We start from the raw sequence: 19882 nt of genomic DNA on the forward strand, positions 1-19882 counted from the left end.
GGTGGGGGCTCGGTGGGGATGCCGCCTTCGGGGGCGGTGCCGCGTTTGGTCTGGGTGGTCAAGCCGTTGGTGCGATTGGTGGTCAGGCCGGTGGCGTGGTTGGCGCTCAAGCCGGTGGCGTGATTGGCGGTGGCATCAGCGGCGGCCTGGGTGGTCAGGCCAGTGGCGTGATCGGTGGTCAGGCCAGTGGCGGTCTCGGCGGCAAGCTCGGTGTTGGCGGCCAGGGTGGCATTGGCGGCCAGGCTGGTGGCGCTGTCGGCGGAGCGGCGGGTATTGGAGGTCAGTCGGCCGCAACTGCCGGTGGCGCTATCGCTGGCCAGGCGGGTATCGCTGGTCAGGCCGGTATTGCGAGTCAGGCGGGTATCGCTGGTCAGGCGGGTATCGCTGGTCAGGCGGGTATCGCTGGTCAGGCGGGTATTGCGAGTCAGGCCAGTATTGCCAGTCAGGCGGGCATCGCCAGCCAGGCCGGTCTCGGCATAGGCGGACACGCAGCGTTGAGCGGTGGTGCAGCCGCCTCAGCGGGTGGTGGGATCGCTGGCGTAACCAACGTCAGCGGACTGCCCGGTATTGGCGGCACCGCATCGTTGGGGGCAACCGGCCAGGCTGGTTTGATCGCCAGCGAAGGCGCTGCCCTGAGCGGTGCTGCTACCCCGCACATCTCCGGTCCGTTGGCCGGCGTCGGCGTAGGCGGTCAAACCGGTGTTACCAGCGGGGTCGGCTTGGGCCTTGGAGCGAGCGGCCGCAGCGACATCCTGACCAGCGAAAGCACCGCACTGGGTGCCCACGCGGCATCTCAATCGGCGGGTCTGGCTCCAGCTGGGACAAGCGCAAGCACCCATACCGTCGCCGGCGGCACAACCACCGGACTCGGCGGCGGCAGCGCTACCGGGCTGGGCGGCGGAACGGTGACCGGGCTGGGCGGCACAGCTGCCGGTGTCGGCGGCGAGACCAGCATCGGTGGTCAAGCCGGAATTGGCGGAACCGCAGCTGGCGGGGCGCATGGCGGCATCCTCGGCCAGGAAGGCGCCGCGCTCGGCGGCGGTGTGAGTAGTACGAGTAGCACGCCAGTTGAGCATGGCCCCACCGTGCCCGCGGCCCACGGTCCGGTCATCCAGGGTGGCGTGGGCGCCGGGGCTGATGGCCAGATGGCGGGTCCCGCGGCTCAAGGTCCGGTCATTCACGACCCGGCGACGGTCGGCCCCACCGGCGTGAACCCGCCGGTGATCAGCGCACCGACGCCGCATGCCCCGATGCCGACGTCGATGCCGTCGCATACTCCTCCGCCGTCGCATACTCCTCCGATTGAGCACGCGCCGGTGATCGCGCCGCAGGAGCATGTGTCGGTCGAGGCGCCAGTCCAGCACGAGCCGCCGAGCCCCTCGGTGTTCGACCATGAGCCGCCGGTGCCGCACACGCCGCCGATCCACACCGAGCCGCCGTCACACGGGCCGATGGGTCCGCACGGGTTCTGATTCGGCGAAACCGGCGCGGAAAAACCGGCGGGGACCTTCGTGGTCCCCGCCGGTTCGTGCGCCTACCGTATTTGCAGGCGATCGAGAAAGTGGGGCAGAGCGGTGACTCAACCCGATGACCCGCGTCGGGTCGGTGTGATCATCGAGCTGATCGATCACACCATCGCGATCGCCGAACTCAACGAACGTGGTGATCTGGCGGGACGGTTGCGGCGCGCCCGCCAGCGGATCACCGACCCGCGCATCCGGGTGGTGATCGCAGGCCAGCTCAAGCAGGGAAAGAGCCAGCTGCTCAACGCGCTACTCAATCTGCCGGTGGCGCGAGTGGGAGACGACGAGGCCACCGTCGTGATCACCGTCGTCAGCTACAGCGCCCAGCCGTCGGCTCGGATCATCCTGGCCGCGGGACCCGCCGGTGAGACCACCGCCGTCGACGTTCCGGTCGACGACATCACCACCGATCTGCGTCGGGCCCCGCAGGCCCACGGCCGCGCCGTACTGCGAGTCGAGATCGGCGCGCCGAGTCCCCTACTGCAGGGCGGGCTGACGTTCATCGACACCCCCGGTGTGGGGGGCCACGGGCAGCCGCATCTGTCGGCAACATTGGGGCTGCTGCCCGACGCCGACGCCTTGCTGATGGTCAGCGACGCCAGCCAGGAATTCACCGAACCGGAGATGTGGTTCTTACGTAAGGCTCACCAGGTTTGTCCGGTTGGGGTGGTGGTGGCCACCAAAACCGACCTGTACCCACATTGGCGCGAGATCGTCAACACCAACGCCGCGCACCTGCAGCGGGCCCGCGTGCCCATGCCGATCATCGGAGTCTCGTCGCTGTTGCGCAGTCACGCCGTCACGCTGAACGACAAGGAACTCAACGAAGAATCCAACTTCCCGGCGATCGTGAAGTTCCTCAGCGAAAAGGTGCTGTCCCGTGAGACCGACCGGGTGCGCGACGAAGTTCTACGTGAAATACATTCGGCGGCAGAGCAATTAGCGATATCCGTCGGTTCGGAATTGTCGGTCATCAACGACCCGGCGATGCGAGACCGGCTGGCTTCCGACTTGGAGGGCCGCAAGCGCGAAGCCCAGGATGCGCTGCTGCAGACCGCGTTGTGGCAGCAGGTGCTCAATGACGGTTTCACCGACCTGAGCACCGACGTGGACCACGACTTGCGGGCACGCTTCCGCGCGGTCACCGAAGACGCTGAGCGGCAAATTGATTCGTGTGACCCGACGCTGCACTGGGCCGAGATCGGCGCCGACGTGGAAAACGCCATCGCCACCGCCGTCGGGGACAACTTCGTCTGGGCATATCATCGCGCCGAAGCGTTGGCGGACGACGTCGCCCGCTCGTTCACCGATGCGGGACTGGATTCGGTGGTGTCCCCGGAGCTCAGCAAGCGCGCCATGGGTGGCGATTTCGGCCAACTCAAGGCGCTGGCCCGGCTGGAATCCAAGCCCGCCGGCAAAGCTCACAAAATGGTCACCGGTTTGCGGGGTTCCTACGGCGGCGTGGTGATGATCGGCATGTTGTCCTCGGTAGCCGGACTCGGGCTATTCAACCCCGTGTCGGTCGGAGCCGGGTTGATCCTCGGACGGATGGCCTATAAGGAGGACAAGGAGAACCGGCTGCTACGGGCCCGCGCCGAGGCCAAGACCAATGTGCGGCGCTTCGTCGACGACGTCTCGTTCGTGGTCGGCAAAGAATCGCGCGACCGGCTCAAGATGATCCAGCGCACGTTGCGCGACCACTACCGCGATATCGCCAATGAGCTCACCCGATCGTTGAACGAATCCCTACAAGCCACCGTCACCGCGGCACACCTGGAAGAAGCCGAGCGCGACAACAGGATTCGCGAACTCGAGCGACAGCTGCACATCCTGAACCAAGTGACCGACAACCTGCGCAAGTTGAAGCCATGCTGACGCCGCTAGGACGAGAGTGAGCACAACCGATCGGGTCCGCGCGATTCTGGGTGGAACCATCGAGGCCTACCGAGGTGAGCCGGCCTACCGGCAGCGGGCAGATGTCTTCTACGAGCTCGAGCGCATCAGGGCGCGGTTGAGCGAACCGATCCGTATCGCGTTGGCCGGCACGCTCAAGGCGGGCAAATCCACTCTGGTCAACGCGCTTGTCGGCGACGACATCGCCCCGACCGATGCCACCGAGGCAACCCGGATCGTGACCTGGTTCCGGCACGGTCCGGCCCCGCGGGTCACCGCAAACCACCGCGGCGGGCGCCGCACGAATGTGCCGATCACCCATCGGGACGGTCTGAGTTTCGACTTGAGCCGGCTCGACCCCGTCGACATCGTCGACCTAGACGTCGAGTGGCCCGCCGAGGAATTGGCGGGCGCCACCATCATCGACACCCCGGGCACGTCGTCGCTGGCGCGCGACGCCTCCGAGCGCACCCTACGGCTCTTGGTGCCCGCAGACGGGGTGCCGCGGGTGGACGCGGTGGTGTTCCTGCTTCGCACGCTCAACGCCGCAGACGTTGCATTGCTCAAACAGATAGGCGGGCTCGTGGGTGGTTCGGCGGGCGCGCTGGGCATCATCGGTGTGGCGTCGCGGGCTGACGAGATCGGCGCGGGGCGCATCGACGCCATGGTGTCAGCCAAAGATGTGGCCAAGCGGTTCACCAGCGAGCTGAGCCGCACCGGCGTCTGTCAGGCGGTGGTACCGGTATCCGGGCTACTCGCCCTGACCGCGCGCACCCTGCGCCAGGCCGAGTTCGTCGCACTGAAGAAACTGGCTGGCGCAGATGCCGCCGAACTCAACAAAGCCCTGCTAAGCGTGGATCGTTTTGTCCGGCCGGATAGTTCGTTACCGGTGGATGCAGGCACGCGTGCGCAGCTGCTCGAGCGGTTCGGCATGTTCGGCATCCGCATTTCGATTGCCCTGCTGGCGGCCGGGATCATCGATTCGTCGGGGCTGGCCACCGAATTGCTGGAGCGCAGCGGGCTGGTGGAGCTTCGCAATATGATCGATCAGCAGTTCGCGCAGCGGGCCGACATGCTCAAGGCGCATACCGCGTTGGTGTCGTTACGGCGGTTCGTGCAGGTGCACCCGGTCATGGCCACTCCGTATGTGATTGCCGACATCGACCCGCTGCTGGCCGACACCCATGCTTTCGAGGAACTCCGAGTGCTCAGTCTGTTGCCTTCGCGGACAACGACATTGAATGCCGATGAACTCGCGTCGTTGCGCCGCATCATCGGTGGCTCCGGTACCAGTCCCGCGGCCCGGCTGGGCCTGAGTCCCGAGAACTGCGTTGACGGTCCGCGCGCTGCGTTGGCCGCGGTGCAACGTTGGCGCCGCCGAGCCGAACATCCGCTCAACGATCCATTCACCACCAGGGTCTGTCGCGCGGCGGTGCGCAGTGCGGAGGCAATGGTGGCCGGATTCGCCGCACGGCGTTAACGGCGCTAGGCCCCCGGTGCCGCGGTGGTCGGTGTGACGGGCGCCGCCGTCGTCGTCGGCGGCTTTTGAGTGGTTGTCGGCGGCGCGGTAGTGGTCGGTGGGGCGGTGGTGGTCGGCTTTGTTGTGGTCGGCTGGGTGGTTGTCGTGGTCGGTGGAGCAGTCGTGGTGGTGGTTGTGATCGTGGAGGGCTGCGTGGTTGTGGTCGTGGTCGCCGTGGTCGTGGTGGTCACCGGCGGGTTGGTTGTCGTGGTGGCCGGCGGCGGCGTTGTGGTGTTCGGTGTTATCACCGTCACCGTGGGGCTGTTGTTCGGCCCGACCACCGTCACCGTCTGCGGTGACGGTGGGGGGACCGGCGATGTGGTGTTGACGGGCTTGCTCTTGCTCGGGCCAAGCGTCAGTCCCAGTACCACCGCGACCAGAATGGCCAGCCCTGCCGCGGCCAGGCTGAAGACCACGGCAGCGCGCTTGTACCACGGCAGAGATTCGGCTTCGGTGGCCGGCGGCTGGCTGCTCTGCTGATCGAAAGCCGTTGCGGTGCGCCCATATTCACCGGTAGCGTCGGGGCCGGTGTAGGGCACCGGTTCGTTGCCGGTGTTGGCGTCCTCAGACCAGGCCAGGGGGACGTATGCCGGTTCGGTGGCGGGCGGGCTAACCCAGGCCGTTGGGGCTGCGTCGGTGGGCGGGACGACAGCGCCGACGATGTGTGTCGGGGCGTCGACGGCGGGTCCGGCACCGGTCGGGGCGCCCGCCGACAATTGTTCCTGGCCAAGTAGACCCGCGCCGATCGCGGCGCCGAACATCGGTTGCGGCGTGGTGAAGACGGGCACCTGCAGGCGTTCCGACAGGCGAGCGGTGACCAGCGGGATCGCGGCGCCGCCACCAACGGTGGCCACAGCGGCCAGCGTCGCCCGGAACCCGTTGCGCTGCAACATGTTTTCGACAAAGCCGCCGAAGCGGTCCAACGGGTCGGTGATCAACTGCTCAAACTCGTTGCGCGACAACCGAACACCCCCGTCAGCGGCGCCCGTCGCAATGGTGGCCGTCGACACAGCCGACAGTTGCTCCTTGGCGGAGCGGCAGCCACCAAGCAGACGCGTCACCGACCCCATGCGGGTTGCGGTCGCCGACACTTCGGTGCTGTCGACATCGGGGGCCACTCTGAGCAGGTGCCCCAGGACGAGCTGATCGATTTCGTCACCGGAGAACTCGCGGTATCGGAATGTGGGACCCAGCTGCTGAAGGTTCGAACCGGCGTCGGCCAAGGTTACGCTCGTGCCACCGGCGCCGAAGTCGCACAGCGCGACGATGCCACTGGTCGGGCATCCGGGCCTGGCATGCAGCGCCGCCAGCGAGGCCGTGGCATCGGAGAGCACCGTCGCTGGCACGCCGTCGGGCGCCAACGCGGGCTGGGTGAGCAGCGCTGCACGCAGCGCGGCGAACTGGCCCTCGGACCAGTACGCCGGAGCCGCGACCGTGACCGGTGTGCCGTAGCCGACGGCGTGCGCCATGGCGTTGAGCGCTTCGGCAGTGAGAGCCTCGCCCTGGTGCCTTGTCCCGTCGGCGGCCACCAGGGGGGCCGGGTCGCCGACCCGCTCGACGAAACCGCGCAGCACCAGTCCGGGCTCGGTAGAGTTCGGATTTTCTTCTGGCAGGCCCACTTCGGATGCCCGATGCTCGAACAGCCGTAACACCGATGCCCGTCGGACCGGAGGGCCATCCACCCGAGCCGCGACCAGGTTGGCCACCCCGATCGACAACCCGAGCGAAACGCTCATCTCGCACCCCCTGTGGTCCATTGCTGTGCCGGCGAGCGGTGGCCGACGGACGTTCCCCACGATAGCCGCCGTCGAATCGGGGGGATCGGCTCAAAGGCCCGGCGGCAAATTGATCACCGTCGGTATGGGCAGCGTGATTTGCGACGGCAGCGCCGGCAGCGCTCCGGCTGGCGGGTTGGCCGTGGGTGTCGTGGTGGTCGTCGTGGGTGCCGTCGTGGTCGTCGGTGTCGTGCTCGTCGTGGGTGTGGTCGTGGTCGTCGGTGTCGTGCTCGTCGGTGTCGTGGTGGTGGTAGTCGTGGGCCGGGTGGTCGTGGTTGGCACCGTTGTGGTGGTCGTCGGCGAAGTGGTGGTGACCGTGACGGTGGTTGTGACCGACGCGGGAGTGGGGCGCCCATGGGCAAGCTGGATGATGCCGTACACGATCAGCGCGATGAGGGCTGCGATCAGTAGGCCCCAGCCGGCCAATGCCAGCGGTTTGCGCCATCCCGGGGTGGGGGGCGTCGGTTGCGGCTGTTGTGCGTATCCGCCTGGGCCGTCGCCGTATCCGCAATTGCCATAGACGGTCGGGTCATCGGTGCCGTAATCGGGCGGGTCGGACCTGGCCACGGCCGCAGATGCTAGCCCGCGAAGCCCACCGGCCTACGACAGCCACGCGGACCGTTACCGATCAGCAGCCTTACGGAAGGTTCGGCGGCAGCGTGATCGGCGACGGCATTCCCGGGATGGTGATCACCGAGGGCAACGGCGGTAGATGCGGGAAGTGCCGCGTGGGGGCCTGCGTCGGCTGCTGAGCCGGCGGCTGGCCTCGCGGAGTGGTGGCCGGCGGAGCCTCCGCGGTCGTCGTGGTCGGTGACTCAGTCGTGGTGGTGGTCGACTCCGCGGTGCTGGTCGTAGTGGGGGTAGTAGTCGTCGTGGTGGTCGGAGCGGGGTTGGTGCCCTGCTGGTCACTGACCAGCTGGGTGATGCCGTAGATGATGAGCGCGATGAGGATCAGGCACAGCAGCGCCCAGCCGATCAAGGTCGCAGGTTTGCGATACCAAGGCTTGGGCTCTTCGCTGACGTCGTGTTGCTCGGGGAGCTCGGGATGGTCGGGCGGGGGTTGATCAGGTGGTGGCCCGTACTGGGCCTGCGGTCCGGGGTGCTGAGCTGGCTGCTGCGGCGGGGGTCGGCCTGCCGGCGGGTATCCGCCCGCTCCGAAGCCGCCATACTGTGTCGGCTGGTTGTGGAAGTCTTCGGGTGGTCCGTAGCGTGCCACAAAACCGATGGTACTGACGCGGCGGCGCTACCCGGCTCAGAAGGTGTTGACGCGGTCGATGCTGACGAACATGCCGTGTCCGGTGCTGTTGTTCTGGAAGCGGGTGCCGTCGGTGGTGGCGGTGATGGTCCAGCCCTGCGCGTCGTAGGTCTTGTAGTCGATGGTGACCGTGGGGATGGCGCCGAGATTGCCGAGGACCCACTGCACCGTGCCCGCGGCGGTGATGTGCACGCCGTTGGCATGCTCGCCGTCTTTGATGGGGGAATTGGTGAACGGTGCCTCGCAGCCGACGCTGTCTTTGTTGATCTGGCAGCGGGTCTGGCCGGATTTGGTCTCGATGAAGACGTAACCGTTCTGGTCGGGCGGCAACGGGATGGCACCGGCCGGCGTAGTCGGGCTGGCCGGCGTTGTCGGCGCCGTGCTGGCCGGCGGCGAGGTGCTTGGCCGCGGGGTCGGAAACGACGGCTCTATCGGCCCTGAACCCGGTTCGGCGATCGGCCTGCCGTCAATGGTGGAATCGCATCCGGCACCGAGCGCACCTGCTGCCAGCAGGACCGCCCCGATCTGCAATAACCGCACGCGCTACTCCCAAGATTCTCAAAGACCAAACTCAGATTACGCAGCAGGTGAGGCAAGTTACCGCAGTGACGCGCCTTCGGCTTCGGTGTGGGTCATTAGTTCTGCGGCCCGGCGCGCCGCCGCGATGATGCCCTGGTAGCCGGTGCATCGGCAGAAGTTGCCGGAGAGAGCTTCGCGTATCTGGTCGGCAGTGGGCTGCGGATTGTCGTTCAGCAACGCGGTGATCGACATGACGAAACCCGGGGTGCAAAAGCCGCATTGCAGTCCATGACACTCGCGCAGGGCCGACTGCACCGGTGACAGCTCACCGCCGGCTGATGCGACACCCTCTACCGTGGTTACCTCCATCCCGTCGGCCTGGACCGCGAACAGCAGGCACGAGCGCACGGCTGCGCCGTCCAGCAACACGGTGCAAGCGCCGCAGGCACCGTGTTCGCACCCGAGATGAGTGCCGGTGAGACCGCATTTGTCACGGAGGAAGTCCGCCAACGTCATCCGCGGTTCGATGCTGGCGGCGACGGTCTTGCCGTTGACCGAGAAAGTGACTGATCGCTCATGCATAAGTGGCTCCGGCGCTTGCTTGTTGGGCTGCCTGGATCCAGGCGCGCGCTGTCATGGCCGCACCCACCCGGCTGCGATACGCCGCCGACCCTTGCAGGTCCGACGGAATGTCGTCGAGTCCCGACATGGCGGCCCGGCCGACCTCTTCCGGTATCACCTCGAACAGTGGCACGCCGGTGACCGCCGTTTCGGCTGCTGTCGCGCGCTTGGGGGTGGCTCCCAGGCCCAACAACCCGATCGCGCAGCGCGATACCCGGCCATGGTCGTCGACCCGGACTGCGATAACCGCACCTGCGATCGCGAAATCACCGTGCCGGCGCGCAAATTCGCGCACGGCGAAGCCGGATCGGCTATCCCACTGGGGAAAACGCACGCCGGTGAGCACTTCGTCCGGCGCCATCGTCGTCTCCCACAGGCCGGCGAAGAAATCCGCGGCGGCGATATCGCGGCGCCCACGCGCCGAGAGCACCTCCAGCACCGCGTCCAGGGCCAGCGCCACCGCCGGGTATTCACCCGCCGCGTCGGCATGCGCGATGGATCCGCCCAAGGTGCCGCGGTTGCGGATCTGGAAGTGACCGACGAATGGTGTCGCCAAGCTCAGCAGCGGAACTGCATGGCGTACGTGTGCATTCGTTCCCACCTCGGTCTCGGTGGTGCCCGCTCCGATCCACAGTTGATCGCCGCGGGCTTGGATGCCTCGCAGCTCGGGCAGCCGGGATATGTCGATGAGATGGTCGAAGTAGGCCAGCCGCATCGACAACATCGGCACCAGACTCTGGCCTCCAGCAAGGATTTTCGCCTCATCGCCGAGTTCGGCCAACAGTCCCACCGCTTCTTCGACGGTGCCGGGACGGTGGTAGTCGAAGGCTGCGGGCTTCATCGTGATGCCTCTTCCAGCAGCGAGACGATCGACGCCGGACTGGCCGGCAGCCGGGTTACGGTCACGCCCAGCGGCGCCAGGGCGTCGTTGATCGCGTTGATCACTGCGGGCACCGAGCCGATGGCCCCGCCTTCGCCCACACCTTTGTATCCGCCCGGGCCCGGACCCGGTATCTCGACGTGGCCGTATTCGATCAGCGGGACGTCGGTGGCGGTGGGCACCAGGTAGTCGACGAATGTGGTGGCCAGCGGGTTGCCGTCGTCGTCGTAGACGAGGTTTTCCAGCAATGCGCCACCGATACCCTGGACCGTTCCGCCGGCGATCTGGCCCTCCACGATCGCCGGGTTGATCATGGGCCCGACGTCTTCGCTGACTATGTAGCGCAGCAGTGTGACCCTGCCGGTCGCGGTGTCCACTTCGCAGGTGCAGGCGTGCGTCGCGTTGGCCCAGTGAATTGGGTTGGGCGAGTAGAACCGAGCGGTTGCTTCCAAAGTGGGCGACATTCCCGCAGGCAACTGCTGCGGTGAGTAGTAGGCCATGTCTGCCAGTTCGCCGAAAGTCACCTGTCTGGATGGATCGCCGCGTACGGCGGCGCGCGAATGTGCCAGTTCCACTTCGGATTCGGTTACCTTCAGGTGGTGTGCGGCGAGCTTGAGAACCTTCTCCCGCAGCGTGCCCCCCGCCTCGCTGACGGCTCCGGCGGTCATCGGCCCGCTACGGCTGCCCTGGGTTCCGGCCCCGTACGGGGTGGTGGCGGTATCGCCCTGGATGGTGCCCACGTCGTCGAAATCCGCGCCCATTACGTCAGCGGTCAGCTGAATAACGGTGGTTTCCAAGCTGTTTCCGCTCGATCCGCCATTGACGTAGACGGTGATCTTGCCAGTCGGTTCCATGCGGATGGTGGCGCCTTCGGTAGCCATGTGACCGGTGGCGGCTCCCGTGGCCTCGATGTAGGCCGAGAAACCCAGGCCTAGGTAGCGCCCGTGCGCCAGAGCTTCCCGCTGTTCCTTACGGAAACCCTCGTGGTCCACGATTTTTACGGCCTGCTCGAACGTTTCGATCGGAGCGACGTGGTCATACGGCATTCCGTTGGGGTTGAAGTAGGGCGTCTCGTCGCGGCGCAGCAGGTTGCGCCGGCGCAGCTCGACGGGATCGATGTTCATCTTGCGCGCGGCGATGTCGAGAAGTACTTCGCGCGCCAGGCTTTCGAACTGCCATGGACCGCGGTAGGCCGCCAGACCAGCGGTGTTGGAGAAGACCGTCTTGTAGTTGAAGCTGGCCTTGGGCACGCGGTACGGCCCGGGGAAGAACATGCCGATGGCGGCCGTGGTGAACACGGGGTATGGCGTCGGATAAGCCCCGATGTCCTGTACGAAGTTGATGTCCGCCGCTGCGATGTCGCCCTGGTCATCGAACGCCATCCTGGCCCGGCCGTCGACGTGGCGCGCCTGCCCGGCCGACATCAGGTTCTCGCGTCTGTCCTCGATCCACTTCAGAGCCGCGGGCACCTTACGGGCGGCCAGCATGATGCACATGTCTTCGCGCATCGGGACGACCTTCTGGCCGAAGCCGCCGCCGGTATCGCGTGCGATCACCCGAACCCGTTGTGCGGCAATGCCTAACAGACGCGCACAGAATGCTCGCAATTCGTGTGGTGTCTGGGTCGACGCCCAGATGGTCAGTTCGCCGGAAGCCGCCGCCCATTCGACGACCAGCCCGCGAGTCTCGATCGGCACCGGCAGATAGATCTGCTGGGAGAAATGCTCGTCTACCACGTATGGCGAGGCGACGAAAAGGCTTTCGTCCGGCGGCGCCCCCATCCCCCCGGCGACATTGGTCGGGTAGCTGTCGTGTACCAGCACATCCGCGGATGGGGCTTGGGTGAAGTCGACGATCGCCGGGAGGGGCTCGTAGTCGACGTCGACCAATTCGACCGCATCCTCGGCCAGATAGCGGGACTCGGCGATGACCAGGGCGACCGGGTCGCCGACGAACTTGGCCTGACCTTCGGCCAGCGGGGGCCGCGGCGTGTCCGGGACGTCCTTACCGGCGACGGCGTGCCAGGACTCGCGCACCTGGGGGTTGAGATCTTCGGCGGTGAACACCGCGTGGACGCCGGGCAGTGCCAGCGCCGCTGAGGAGTCGATGCGGTCGATCCGGGCGCGGGCGAACGGGCTGCGTACGAAGCAGGCGTGCAGCATCCCGGGCCGCGAGATGTCGTCGACGAAGCTGCCGTGTCCGGTCAACAGCCGGGCGTCTTCGACGCGCTGCACGCGGGTACCGGCGTAGCGGGGCGCCGGGGTAGCGCTGGTCCCCTGCAAATCCTGAGTCATGACGCTCCATCCGATGCCTGGCGCTAGGCACAGCGCGGTCACCGACCAACGAGAAGAACACTGTCATAATATGAGAGCGTGATTACCGGCGTCGATAGGCAACCGCCGTTTCGGGCGTCCTCGAAGGCAGGCGCCAGGCCGGCTCGCGACACGTTGGGAGGCACCCGGCTGCGCCGCTGCCGGGTTGACGAAGGCGTGGTGTCACCGCTGCGCTCGTCGTGCCCTCGACCAAGCCGGGGTGCCGCGCCGACGTACGAGCGATTCATGAAAAGTGCGATGACATCATGAGAGAGTGCAGCTCTCGCGGTGGGTTGTGACGGCGACGCGAAGCGCCGGCTGTGCGTAACCGCGTTGTCGGAGTCCTGCTGGCCGCGGGGGCCGGACGGCGGTACGGAAAGCCGAAAGTCCTGGTAACAGACTGGTTGGAAGCGGCAGTAACCGCACTGCTGGGCGGTGGATGCGCCGACGTCATTCTGGTGCTGGGCGCTGCCCAGGTCGCGGCCCCGCATGGCGTCACCGCGGTTACCGCCGCGGATTGGCAACAGGGCGTGAGCGCGTCGGTGCGCGCCGGCCTCGCTCAGGCTGATCGCATGCGCGCGGACTTCGCCGTCTTGCACGTCGTCGATACACCCGATGTCGGCGCATCGGTGGTAAAGCGCGTCATCACGCGGGCGTTGAGCTCCCGCGGTGGCCTGGCGCGGGCCTACTTCGGGAAGCGGCCCGGCCATCCTGTGGTGATCGCACGCAGCCACTGGCCTGCGGTTCTGGCTGCGATGTCGGGCGATCAGGGAGCGGCAGCCTACTTGCGCCTCACACCCGATGTCGAGGTCGTCGAATGCGGCGACCTGGCCACCGGCATCGACATCGATGAGCCGTCAGCCGGTTGACGTCGATTCGACGGTGTGCCGGGCAATGGCCAGGACACGGTGTCGTACCGCAAACCAGCCGCCGATGAGCGCGGGGATTCCCACGACCATCGCGCCGAGCATCCAGGGACCGTGCTCTTTGTCGAACATCATCAGGACCAGGACGCCGACCAGGAAAGCGAGCGTGAGATAGCCGCTGTAAGGGGCCAGCGGCATCCGGAAGCTGGGCCGTTGCAGCTGCCCCGCGTTCGCCAGTCGGTGCAGCCGCAGCTGGCAGGCCACGATCGTCGCCCAGGCCACGATGACGCCGGTCGCGGCGATGTGCAATACGATTTCGAACGCTTGGCTCGGTTTTATGGCATTGAGCAGGATGCCGAACAGCCCAATACCGGCGGTGAGCAAGATTCCGCCATATGGCACACCGTTTTTCGACATCGGCGCGGTGAACTTTGGACCGCTGCCGTTGATTGCCATCGACCGCAGAATACGCCCGGTGGAATACAGTCCGGCATTCAGGCTCGAGAGAGCCGCGGTGAGCACCACAATATTCATCAGGCTGCCGCCTCCGGAAAAACCGATCTTGGAAAAAAACGTCACGAACGGACTCACGTGATTTCGGTAGGCGGTGTAAGGCAACAGCAGCGCCAGCAAAATCGTCGACCCGATGTAGAAGACCGCGATACGGAACACCACCGAGTTGATCGCGCGGGGCATTACTTTTTCCGGCTCGGCGGCTTCCCCAGCCGCGATTCCGACCAATTCGACTGCGGCATAGGCGAAGACCACACCCGACGTCACAAGAACCAGCGGCAGCAGACCCGCCGGAATGAGTCCGCCGTGGCTGTGCCACAGCGATATCCCGGTCTGCTGACCGTCGACCTTGAAACGGCCTGCCAAGAAAATTGTGCCCACAAAGAGGAAGGTCACCAGGGCCAGCACCTTGATCAGCGCGGCCCAGAACTCCAATTCTCCGAAAAGTCGCACCGAGATCAGATTCATTGACAGCACCACCACCAGCGCGGCTAAGGCGAGTGCCCATTGCGGGATGATGTGGAAACCCGTCCAGTAATGGAAGTAATGCGCGATCGCGGTGGTGTCGACGATTCCCGTCATAGCCCAGTTCAGGAAATACATCCAGCCCGCTACGAAGGCCACTTTCTCGCCGAAGAATTCGCGAGCATAGGACACGAATGATCCCGACGACGGGCGATGGAGCACCAATTCGCCCAAGGCGCGCAAAATAAAGAAGACAAAGATGCCGCAGACCCCGTAGACCAAAAACAACCCCGGTCCGGCCGACGCGAGCCGGCCACCGGCGCCGAGGAAAAGGCCGGTGCCGATGGCGCCACCGAGCGCGATCATCTGCAGCTGACGGTTTTTGAGGTCCTTGTGATAACCCGTGTCTTCCCGGGTGAGCATGCTGGGAGGCGGTGCCATCAAATTCCTTATCGGCGTGGCGTGCGGGGGAACACCGCGAGATTGGCTGTCAGGCTATCCCACCGGTGCCAGGTAACGCATGACCCCTGGGAAACTAAGCTGCGCGCGGATTTGCGGTGTGGTTGGCGGCGTCGAGTTTGTGGTGTGAGCGTCGAGTATCTGTGGGCGTCGAGTGTGTGGTGGGGACGTCGAGTGTGTGCTGGGGGTGGGCCGAACCCGGCGACTTCAACCGCCAGTGCACGGTCGAAACCCTCAACACACACTCAGGGCCGCCATCTCACGCTCGCCGATGGGCGTTCGGCGCCGCGGCGTCATTGACGCGGCCACGTCACGCTCGTCGAGCATTTTGATAGATGAGGCCTCATGGGTCGACGCCATAGCGCGGGCACCAGGAGCTTTTCCAGCCGCATGGGCTGCAATTCGTTGGCACACCGAGTGCTCCGGTACGGCTCGTGAACAGCCCGACTCCGCGACAGCCCGACGGCTACTCCGCGGCAACCTGACGGCTTGCCTCCGGGAGGCTCAGACGAATCCCGCCAATTAGTGGAGTAGGCAACCGGGTGTCAGACCCCGGGGAACAAGACGGCGGCACGTACCGTTAACATGACCGACAAGTTGAGTGATCCAGACTCAACCCTGGTTGACAGTAAGGCCCCGTGAGAGCAGGCTTGAGCGGGGTTCACTCAGCATAGTGCAGTACCGAAGCTCTACATACTCAGGAGGAATCACCATGGCTCGTGCGGTCGGAATCGACCTCGGGACCACCAACTCCGTCGTCTGCGTGCTGGAGGGCGGTGACCCAGTCGTGGTCGCCAACTCCGAGGGCTCGCGGACCACTCCCTCTGTCGTCGCGTTTGCCCGTAACGGCGAGGTGCTGGTTGGGCAGCCCGCGAAAAACCAGGCGGTGACCAACGTCGACCGCACCATCCGTTCCGTCAAGCGGCACATGGGCAGCGATTGGTCCATCGAGATCGACAGTAAGAAATACACCGCTCCGGAAATCAGCGCACGCGTGCTGATGAAGCTGAAGCGGGACGCGGAGGCCTACCTCGGTGAGGACATCACCGACGCGGTGATCACCGTGCCGGCCTACTTCAACGACGCTCAGCGCCAGGCCACCAAGGACGCCGGTCAGATCGCCGGCCTCAACGTGTTGCGGATCGTCAACGAGCCGACCGCCGCGGCGCTGGCCTACGGTCTGGACAAAGGCGAGAAGGAACAGACAATCCTCGTCTTCGACCTTGGCGGTGGCACGTTTGACGTGTCGCTGCTCGAGATCGGCGAGGGCGTCGTCGAGGTCCGAGCCACCAGCGGTGACAACCACCTCGGTGGCGACGACTGGGACGACCGCATCGTTAGCTGGTTGGTGGATAAGTTCAAGGGCACCAGCGGCATCGACCTGACCAAGGACAAGATGGCGATGCAGCGGCTGCGTGAGGCCGCCGAAAAGGCCAAGATCGAGCTCAGTTCGAGCCAGTCAACCTCGATCAACCTGCCCTACATCACCGTCGACGCCGACAAGAACCCGTTGTTCTTGGACGAGCAGTTGACTCGGGCAGAGTTCCAGCGGATCACCCAAGACCTGCTGGACCGTACCCGCAAGCCGTTCCAGTCGGTGATCGCTGACACCGGCATCTCGGTGTCCCAGATCGACCACGTCGTACTGGTGGGCGGTTCCACCCGGATGCCCGCGGTGACCGACCTGGTCAAGGAGCTCACCGGCGGTAAGGAGCCCAACAAGGGCGTCAACCCCGACGAAGTTGTCGCGATCGGCGCGGCTCTGCAAGCGGGCGTCCTTAAGGGTGAGGTGAAAGACGTTCTGCTGCTTGATGTTACGCCGCTGAGCCTGGGTATCGAGACCAAGGGCGGCGTGATGACCAAGCTGATCGAGCGCAACACCACGATTCCGACCAAGCGGTCGGAGACCTTCACCACCGCCGACGACAACCAGCCGTCTGTGCAGATCCAGGTGTACCAGGGTGAGCGTGAGATCGCTGCGCACAACAAGCTGCTGGGCTCCTTCGAGCTGACCGGCATCCCGCCGGCGCCGCGCGGTGTCCCGCAGATCGAGGTCACATTCGACATCGACGCCAACGGCATCGTGCACGTCACCGCCAAGGACAAGGGCACCGGCAAGGAGAACACCATCCGGATCCAGGAAGGCTCTGGCCTGTCCAAGGAAGAGATCGACCGCATGATCAAGGACGCCGAGGCGCACGCCGAGGAGGACCGCAAGCGCCGCGAGGAGGCCGACGTTCGCAACCAGGCCGAGACGCTGGTCTACCAGACCGAGAAATTTGTCAAGGAGCAACGCGAGGCCGAAGGCGGGTCCAAGGTGCCCGAGGAGACGCTGGCCAAGGTCGAAGCGGCGGTAACAGAGGCCAAGACGGCACTGGGTGGGTCCGACATTGCCGCAATCAAGTCGGCGATGGAAAAACTCGGCCACGAATCGCAGGCGCTCGGGCAGGCAATTTACGAGGCCACTCAGGCAGCGGCTGACACCGCCGGTGCGGCCCAGCCTGGCGACAGCCAGACCGGGTCAGCCGACGACGTGGTGGACGCGGAGGTGGTCGACGACGACCGGGAGGCCAAGTGACCGGCGGAAATTCAGAAGGCAACCCGCAGGAACATGTGACGGTCACCGACAAGCGGCGCATAGATCCCGAGACGGGTGAGGTGCGGCACGTCCCTCCCGGCGATACGCCGGGAGGGACGGCACCCGCGGGGAGCGACAAGTGGGCGGACAAGGTTGCCGAGCTGACGGCTGACCTGCAACGGGTGCAAGCCGACTTCGCCAACTACCGCAAGCGCGCGCTGCGTGACCAGCAGGCCGCCGCCGACCGGGCCAAGGCCGCCGTCGTCAGCCAATTGCTGCACGTTCTCGACGATTTGGAACGCGCGCGTAAACACGGTGACCTGGATTCAGGCCCGCTGAAGGCGGTCGCCGACAAGCTGATGAGTGCGTTGACCGGACTGGGCCTGAAGCCATTCGGCGCCGAGGGCGAGGACTTCGACCCGGTACTCCACGAGGCCGTGCAGCACGAGGGCAACGGCGGGGAGGGGTCCAAGCCGGTCATCGGGACCGTCATGCGCCAGGGCTACCAGCTCGGTGAGCACGTCCTGCGTAATGCGCTGGTCGCCGTCGTCGACACCGTTGCCGACGGCACGGCCGACTCGGATACGCCGCCCCCGGCCGACGGGCACGTCGAAACCGAGGAGCCCGACACGAGCGATAACGCCGACGCGCCCGGTGAATAGGGCCGAGAATCACAGACGAAAACAACACAACAGAGACGAAGGTAAGGAGGTGACGCAGAATGGCCCAACGAGAATGGGTCGAGAAAGACTTCTATAAGGAGCTGGGCGTCTCCTCTGACGCCACCGCCGAAGAAATCAAGCGGGTGGCTCGCAAGCTGCTCGCCGAGAATCATCCGGACCGAAATCCGGGCAACAAGGCGGCCGAGGATCGCTACAAGGCGGTCTCTGAAGCGAAGGAAGTGCTCACCGATCCCGCCAAGCGCAAGGAGTACGACGAAACGCGCCGGCTTTTCGCCGGCGGCGGGTTCGGCGGCCGTAGGTTCGATTCCGGTGGCTTCGGAGGCTTCGGCGGAGGCAGCTATGGCTCCGATGGCGCCGAGTTCAACCTCAATGATTTGTTCGACGCCGCCAGCCGCTCGGGCGGGACCAATATCGGCGACTTGTTCGGCGGGTTGTTCGGCCGGGGCGGCAGCGCTCGTCCCAGTCGGCCGCGACGCGGTAACGACCTGGAGACCGAGACCGAGCTTGATTTCGTGGAGGCCGCCAAGGGCGTAGCGATGCCGCTGCGGCTGACCAGCCCCGCGCCGTGCACCAACTGCCATGGCAGCGGAGCGCGCCCGGGCACCAGCCCTAAGGTGTGCGCGACCTGTAACGGTGCCGGTGTCATCAACCGGAACCAGGGTGCATTCGGTTTCTCGGAGCCCTGCACCGATTGCCGGGGTAGCGGCTCGATCATCGAGCACCCATGTGAGGAGTGCAAAGGCACTGGCGTGACGACGCGCACTCGCACTATCAACGTGCGGATCCCGCCCGGTGTTGAAGACGGGCAGCGGATCAGGCTACCCGGTCAAGGTGAAGCGGGGTTACGCGGTGCGCCGTCGGGAGACCTCTATGTAACGGTGCACGTTCGGCCGCATCCCGTGTTCGGGCGTGACGGTGATGACCTGACCGTGACCGTTCCGGTCAGCTTCGCCGAACTAGCTTTGGGGTCAACACTTTCCGTACCGACGCTGGACGGGACCGTGGGTGTCCGGGTGCCCAAGGGCACCGCCGACGGTCGCATCCTGCGGGTGCGCGGACGTGGCGTGCCCAAGCGCAGCGGCGGGAGCGGCGACCTGCTTGTCACCGTGAAGGTGGCCGTTCCGCCGAACTTGGAAGGCGCCGCCGAAGAGGCGCTTCAGGCCTATGCGGCGGCTGAGCGGTCCAGTGGCTTCAACCCCAGGGCCGGTTGGGCGGGTAATCGCTGATGGCTAAAAAGGACGACTCGCGGACGTTTCTGATCTCGGTGGCAGCCGAGCTGGCGGGCATGCACGCGCAGACGCTGCGTAACTATGACCGGCTGGGTTTGGTCAGCCCGAGGCGCACCTCGGGTGGCGGGCGCCGCTATTCGCAGCGCGACGTCGACCTGCTGCGCCAGGTGCAGCAACTCTCGCAGGAAGAGGGTGTCAACCTCGCCGGCATCAAGCGCATCATCGAGCTGACGAATCAGGTGGAGGCGCTCCAGGCGAGGATCAAGGAGATGGCCGAGGAGTTGGCGGTTCTGCGCGCCAATCAACGTCGTGAGCTGGCGGTGTTGCCCAAGAGCACGGCCCTCGTTCTCTGGCAGCCGCGCCGGTGAGCCGCGCCGGTGAGCGGAGCCCGCGTGAGCGGGTGAGCGAACGGCGCCGTTAGCGGGAGCCGGTGAGCGGAGCCCGCGTGAGCGGGTGAGCGAACGGCGCCGTTAGCGGGAGCCGGTGAGCGGAGCCCGCGTGAGCGGGTGAGCGAACGGCGCCGTTAGCGGGGTCTTGATGAGGCCCTGGGTATCGGGTCGGCGGCGATGGGTGCTTGGTTAGCGGCCTCGATTGTCAACATTCGAAAGCAGCGGGTTGTGTGCTGATTTCTCGATGTCCCAAGGTGTTTGGGTGTGATGCGGTGCCGGTGGCTGGTCCGGGTAGCCGCGTTAGTGGGGTGTTGGTGGTGGTTGGGGTTGGAAGGGTTGATACCACCACCAGTGGGCGCGTTCGCCGGTGGGTCCGGGGCAGGGTGCGACCGTGGGTGGGGGT

Annotated in this window: 17 protein-coding genes and 1 pseudogene; 8 read left to right on the forward strand and 10 right to left on the reverse strand. The window is 65.9% G+C overall.

Going from position 1 to position 19882, the window contains the following annotated elements:
* Nucleotides 1-488: pseudogene (locus EET13_RS02700) on the reverse strand (thioredoxin reductase); the annotation flags it as partial.
* Between the two features lie 6 nt (nucleotides 489-494).
* On the opposite strand from EET13_RS02700, the gene EET13_RS02705 reads away from it, so the two are divergent.
* The 3 genes from EET13_RS02705 to iniC all read left to right on the forward strand — a co-directional run bounded on the left by EET13_RS02705 (nucleotide 495) and on the right by iniC (nucleotide 4896).
* Nucleotides 495-1472, forward strand: a complete 978-nt coding sequence (locus EET13_RS02705) for a hypothetical protein (RefSeq protein ID WP_122440848.1) — start codon at nucleotides 495-497, stop codon at nucleotides 1470-1472.
* Nucleotides 1473-1574: 102 nt separating this feature from the next.
* Nucleotides 1575-3398, forward strand: coding sequence for an isoniazid-induced dynamin-like GTPase IniA (iniA, locus tag EET13_RS02710; RefSeq protein ID WP_122440849.1), 1824 nt, complete (start codon nucleotides 1575-1577; stop codon nucleotides 3396-3398).
* A gap of 16 nt (nucleotides 3399-3414) precedes the next feature.
* Entirely contained in the window at nucleotides 3415-4896 is a 1482-nt protein-coding gene (gene iniC / locus EET13_RS02715) for an isoniazid-induced dynamin-like GTPase IniC (RefSeq protein WP_122440850.1), read from the forward strand.
* A 5-nt stretch (nucleotides 4897-4901) separates the two neighbouring features.
* Here the strand turns inward: iniC and EET13_RS02720 are convergent, their stop codons facing one another.
* From EET13_RS02720 to EET13_RS02750, 7 genes are all read right to left on the reverse strand, one after another.
* A complete protein-coding gene (locus EET13_RS02720; RefSeq protein WP_122440851.1) occupies nucleotides 4902-6671 on the reverse strand; it encodes an Hsp70 family protein in 1770 nt (589 codons plus the stop codon).
* A 90-nt stretch (nucleotides 6672-6761) separates the two neighbouring features.
* A complete protein-coding gene (locus EET13_RS30825) occupies nucleotides 6762-7277 on the reverse strand; it encodes an oligopeptide transporter substrate-binding protein (RefSeq protein WP_211189017.1) in 516 nt (171 codons plus the stop codon).
* Between the two features lie 70 nt (nucleotides 7278-7347).
* Nucleotides 7348-7926: a hypothetical protein gene (locus tag EET13_RS02730; RefSeq protein ID WP_122440852.1), complete on the reverse strand. Its 579-nt coding sequence runs from the start codon at nucleotides 7924-7926 to the stop codon at nucleotides 7348-7350.
* 36 nt (nucleotides 7927-7962) lie between these two features.
* A complete protein-coding gene (locus tag EET13_RS02735; protein WP_122440853.1) occupies nucleotides 7963-8505 on the reverse strand; it encodes a hypothetical protein in 543 nt (180 codons plus the stop codon).
* A 57-nt stretch (nucleotides 8506-8562) separates the two neighbouring features.
* The gene (locus EET13_RS02740) at nucleotides 8563-9066 is read right to left on the reverse strand and encodes a (2Fe-2S)-binding protein (protein ID WP_122440854.1); all 504 of its coding nucleotides are present in this window, start codon (nucleotides 9064-9066) and stop codon (nucleotides 8563-8565) included.
* Nucleotides 9059-9946: an FAD binding domain-containing protein gene (locus tag EET13_RS02745; protein WP_122440855.1), complete on the reverse strand. Its 888-nt coding sequence runs from the start codon at nucleotides 9944-9946 to the stop codon at nucleotides 9059-9061. The genes EET13_RS02740 and EET13_RS02745 overlap by 8 nt, the downstream gene beginning before the upstream one ends.
* The gene (locus EET13_RS02750) at nucleotides 9943-12279 is read right to left on the reverse strand and encodes a xanthine dehydrogenase family protein molybdopterin-binding subunit (RefSeq protein WP_122440856.1); all 2337 of its coding nucleotides are present in this window, start codon (nucleotides 12277-12279) and stop codon (nucleotides 9943-9945) included. Before EET13_RS02750 ends, EET13_RS02745 begins: the two co-directional genes overlap by 4 nt.
* Nucleotides 12280-12617: 338 nt before the next feature.
* Between EET13_RS02750 and EET13_RS02755 the strand changes: the two genes are divergently transcribed.
* A complete protein-coding gene (locus EET13_RS02755) occupies nucleotides 12618-13166 on the forward strand; it encodes a nucleotidyltransferase family protein (protein ID WP_122440857.1) in 549 nt (182 codons plus the stop codon).
* Here the strand turns inward: EET13_RS02755 and EET13_RS02760 are convergent.
* Nucleotides 13155-14582 carry an amino acid permease gene (locus EET13_RS02760; RefSeq protein ID WP_122440858.1) on the reverse strand — a complete coding sequence of 476 codons (1428 nt, stop codon included), beginning with the start codon at nucleotides 14580-14582 and terminating at the stop codon, nucleotides 13155-13157. The two genes, EET13_RS02755 and EET13_RS02760, sit on opposite strands and share 12 nt — an antisense overlap.
* A 730-nt stretch (nucleotides 14583-15312) precedes the next feature.
* On the opposite strand from EET13_RS02760, the gene dnaK reads away from it, so the two are divergent.
* Genes dnaK through EET13_RS02780 form a run of 4 tightly spaced genes read left to right on the forward strand, consistent with a single transcriptional unit; the run spans nucleotide 15313 to nucleotide 19458 of the window.
* Nucleotides 15313-17178, forward strand: a complete 1866-nt coding sequence (gene dnaK, locus EET13_RS02765) for a molecular chaperone DnaK (protein ID WP_122440859.1) — start codon at nucleotides 15313-15315, stop codon at nucleotides 17176-17178.
* Nucleotides 17175-17840, forward strand: coding sequence for a nucleotide exchange factor GrpE (gene grpE, locus EET13_RS02770; protein ID WP_122440860.1), 666 nt, complete (start codon nucleotides 17175-17177; stop codon nucleotides 17838-17840). The genes dnaK and grpE overlap by 4 nt, the downstream gene beginning before the upstream one ends.
* Before the next feature lie 59 nt (nucleotides 17841-17899).
* Nucleotides 17900-19087, forward strand: coding sequence for a molecular chaperone DnaJ (gene dnaJ, locus EET13_RS02775; protein WP_122440861.1), 1188 nt, complete (start codon nucleotides 17900-17902; stop codon nucleotides 19085-19087).
* Nucleotides 19087-19458 carry a heat shock protein transcriptional repressor HspR gene (locus EET13_RS02780; protein ID WP_122440862.1) on the forward strand — a complete coding sequence of 124 codons (372 nt, stop codon included), beginning with the start codon at nucleotides 19087-19089 and terminating at the stop codon, nucleotides 19456-19458. The genes dnaJ and EET13_RS02780 overlap by 1 nt, the downstream gene beginning before the upstream one ends.
* 321 nt (nucleotides 19459-19779) lie before the next feature.
* On the opposite strand, the gene EET13_RS31135 is transcribed toward EET13_RS02780, so the two are convergent.
* Nucleotides 19780-19882, reverse strand: a 103-nt coding sequence (locus EET13_RS31135) for a hypothetical protein (RefSeq protein ID WP_244603734.1), incomplete at its 5' end; no start/stop codon positions are given.

Origin of the sequence: Mycobacterium attenuatum, from assembly GCF_900566085.1 — a bacterium.
GTDB classification, from domain to species: domain Bacteria; phylum Actinomycetota; class Actinomycetes; order Mycobacteriales; family Mycobacteriaceae; genus Mycobacterium; species Mycobacterium attenuatum.